General features: G+C 79.6%; 2 protein-coding genes and 1 pseudogene. All 3 read right to left on the bottom strand.

Translation table 11 applies throughout. The features are described 5' to 3' along the window. Positions 1-950, bottom strand: a pseudogene (locus EJA20_RS18270) (hypothetical protein); the annotation flags it as partial. Positions 951-1,037: 87 nt separating this feature from the next. Then, on the bottom strand, positions 1,038-2,090 hold the full coding sequence (locus EJA20_RS18265) for a Gfo/Idh/MocA family oxidoreductase (protein WP_129339926.1): 1,053 nt from the start codon (positions 2,088-2,090) through the stop codon (positions 1,038-1,040). Positions 2,091-2,146: 56 nt separating this feature from the next. Continuing rightward, the coding region (locus tag EJA20_RS18260) for an MMPL family transporter (RefSeq protein WP_164984066.1) at positions 2,147-3,405 on the bottom strand (1,259 nt) is incomplete at its 5' end.

Here is a 3,405-nt window from a genome sequence, read left to right as displayed (position 1 = left end):
CGCGCCCGGGCGGGCACGGGGCCGGCGGCCGGATCTCCGGTCGCCCGGACGCGCGTGCCGCCCGCGGCACGGGCGTCCCGCAGCGCGCGCCGCACGTCGGCACCCGCGAGCTGCCCCGCGTCGGGCAGGCGGAGCGGCGTGCAGGGCGCGACCCGCGCGCAGATCGCCGCGACCGCGCCCGTGCCCGACACCTGCGGCCCGGCGGAGACCAGACCGGGCCGCAGCACCGGGTCCCCGGGGTCGAGGTGGGCGAGCAGGGTCCGCACGAGAGCCCTCGCGTCCTGCGCGGCCGTGCCCGCCCCGCGGAGGCAGTCCCGGAGGTCGGCGAGCACGGGCCGGCCGTCGGGCCGCACCACCACGTGCGCGCCGGTGAGGCCCCCGTGGCTCAGGCCCTCGCCGTGCAGCCCCGCCAGGGCGAGGGCCACGGGGAGCGCCACCGTGCTCGTCTCCCCCGCGTCCAGCGGGGCCCGCACCGCCAGCAGCGCCGTCAGCGGCAGGCCGGGGACGTGCTCCACGAGGAGCGCCACCCGGCCCGGCGCGATCTCCAGCACGTCGTCCACCCGGGCCAGGTGCGGGTGCCGCAGCCGGCGCAGGCCCTCGGCGCGCACCGCCAGGCCCGGGTCCGCGGCGGCCGCCGGTGCGACCTCGAGCACCTGGACCTCGCGGTCGGGGGTGCCTGCGGGACCGGAGCCCGCGTCGCGCACGAGCCAGGTCTCCGAGCGGCGCCCGACGGGTGCCGTCCCGTCCCCTGCTCCCGTCGCCGGCCACGGCCCCCGCCCGGCTCCCGGCACCGCTCCGGCGCCGCCCCCGGTCCCAGCCCCGGCCCCGGGCCCCGCGACCCGACCCGGTGCGTCCCCGTCCAGCCGGGCCACCACCGTCACGCCCCACGCCGCCGCCGCCGCGACCACGTCCGCCGGCACCGCCGCCCGCCGTCCCCCTGCGCTGTCCACGGCGGCACCTCACACCATCGGTGCCCGGTGCCGTCGCCCGTCGTCCACAGGCGCGGTCGACGCGGTCGCGCCGCATCCGCCGGGCGCTCAGGCCAGGACGACGGTGACGTCCTCGGCCGCCGAGCGGACGGCCGCGTCCAGCACGCGCGCGGTCGCGACCGCGTCCCGCGGGTCGACGGGCGGTGCCCCGCCCTCGCGCACCCACGCCAGCACCGCGCGGTAGACGTCGGCGTGCCCGCCCGGTGCCCGCGGGACCGGGGTGCGCTCGTCGCCCCGCACGAGCCAGCCCTCGTGCTCGGGCCCGTCCGGCCCCCGCCGGGCGACCTCGGCCGCGTCGAGGGCGGCGAACGGCGTCGCCTCGCCCTCGAAGCTCGTCACCAGGTACGCGCCGCGGTCGCCCAGCACGCGGGTCCGCGGACCGGGCGCCCCGACGAGCGAGGCGACCTGCAGGTGGCTGAGCACGGAGGGGCCCCCGTCGGCCGGTGCGACGTGCTCGAGGGCGAGGAAGACGTCGTCGACGGCCGGGGTCGTCAGCGCCCGCAGCTCGGCCCGCACCGTCCGCACGGGGCCGAACAGCTGGACCGCGGAGTCGACGAGGTGCGCCCCCAGGTCCAGGAGGAGCCCGCCGCCGCGCGGGTCGTTCTCCTTCCAGCGGTCCTGCGGCACGGGGCGGAACCGCTCCCAGCGGCGCTCGAACCGGTGCACCCGGCCCAGGGCGCCCTCGGCCAGGAGGGACCGCAGCGTCAGCTGCTCGGGGTCCCAGCGCCGGTTCTGGAAGACCGTCAGCCGGCCGCCGTGGCGGTCCGCGAGCGCCACGAGGGCCTCGCCCTCCTCCGCCGACGTCGCCAGCGGCTTGTCGGTGAGGACGTGCAGCCCCGCCTCCAGCGCGGCCCGCACGTGCGCCGCGTGGTCGCCGCTCGGGCTGGCGACGACGACGAGGTCGAGCCGGTCGGCCAGGGCCAGCAGGGCGTCCACGTCCGGCACGACGGCGGCGTCGGGCCAGTCCTGCCGCACCTGGTCCCCCCGCGACCGGGTCACGACCGCCGCGACCCCCTGCCCCACCTCCCGCAGGAGCCGGGCGTGGATGCCACGGCCGGCCCCGCCGTAGCCGATGAGACCGGTGCGTACGGGTGCGTCCATGCGGCCAGCCTAGGCAGCCGTGCACCCGCGCCCGCCCGTCGGGCCCCTGGCGGCCGTCAGCCGTGGGCGTCGGCCGGTCCCGGTGCCCGGTGCCCGCCCTGCCCCTCGCCGCGGTCCCGGCCGTGCCCGACGCCCGCCGCGACCGCCGCGCCGCCCCGCCCCTCGTCGTCCTGCCCCTGCCGGTGCCCGCCGTCGGTGCGGCCGAGCGCGCTGGGCCACCAGGTGCGGCGACCCAGGTCGTGCACGAGCGCCGGGACGAGCAGCGACCGCACCACGAAGGTGTCCAGCAGCACGCCGAACGCCACGATGAACGCGATCTGCGTGAGGAACAGGAGCGGGATCACGGCGAGCGCGGCGAACGTCGTCGCCAGGACGATGCCCGCGGACGTGATGACGCCGCCCGTGACGGCCAGCCCGCGCACCACCCCGGCTCGCGTCCCCAGCCGCAGCGACTCCTCCCGCACGCGCGTCATGAGGAAGATGGAGTAGTCGACCCCCAGCGCGACGAGGAACGTGAACCCGAACAGCGGCACGACGGGGTCCGCCGGCGGCAGGTCGAGGACGTGCTCGAAGACCAGCGCCGAGACCCCGAGGGCGGCGGCGAAGGACAGCACGTTGGCGAGCAGCAGCAGGACCGCCGCGACCACCGAGCGCAGCAGGAGCATGAGGATGACGCCGATCACCGCCAGCACCACGGGCACGATGAGGGCGAGGTCGCGCCGACCGGCGTCCTGGGTGTCGAGGGTCTCCGCGGCCGCACCACCGACGAGCGAGCCGGGGGCGGCGGCGTGCACGGCCTCGCGGAGGTCCCGGACCGTGTCGACGCCCTCCTGCGTGTCCGCCCCGGCCGTCGTCACGACGTCGACCCGCACGCGGCCGTCGACGACCACGGGGTCGCCGGCCGCGCCGGGAGGACCGGCCGCGGCGCCGGTGTAGGGGGCGGCGGACTCCACACCGGGCACGTCGAGCGCCGCGTCGACGACGGCGTCGGCCGCGGCCGCGTCCACGACCACCGTGGTCGGCTGCACCGTGCCGGCCGTGAAGTGCTCCGCCAGCTCGCGCTCCCCCGCCACCGCGTCGACCGGGGTGCGGAACACGTCGACCTGGCTCGTCCCGCCCGCCTGGAACGTCGGCAGGAAGGCGGCCGCGGCGAGCAGCGCCACCGACGTCCCGACGGTGACGGCCCGCGCGTGCCGGGCGACCCAGCGCGCCAGGCGCCCCCACCCGCCGTGGCCGGCGAGGTCGTCGTCCGCCGGGGCGCCCGGGGCGGGCGCGGGCGCCGCCACGTGCGCGCCGTGGTGCGCGGGAGCGGCGG

This window comes from Cellulomonas endophytica (assembly GCF_004123805.1).
Classification (GTDB): domain Bacteria; phylum Actinomycetota; class Actinomycetes; order Actinomycetales; family Cellulomonadaceae; genus Cellulomonas; species Cellulomonas endophytica.
This window is presented reverse-complemented; position numbering and strand designations above follow the sequence as displayed.

Bases quoted from the DNA above. Each gene is read 5' to 3' on its own strand.
- EJA20_RS18265 (WP_129339926.1), bottom strand. From the start codon at position 2,090: ATGGACGCACCCGTACGCACCGGTCTCATCGGCTACGGCGGGGCCGGC.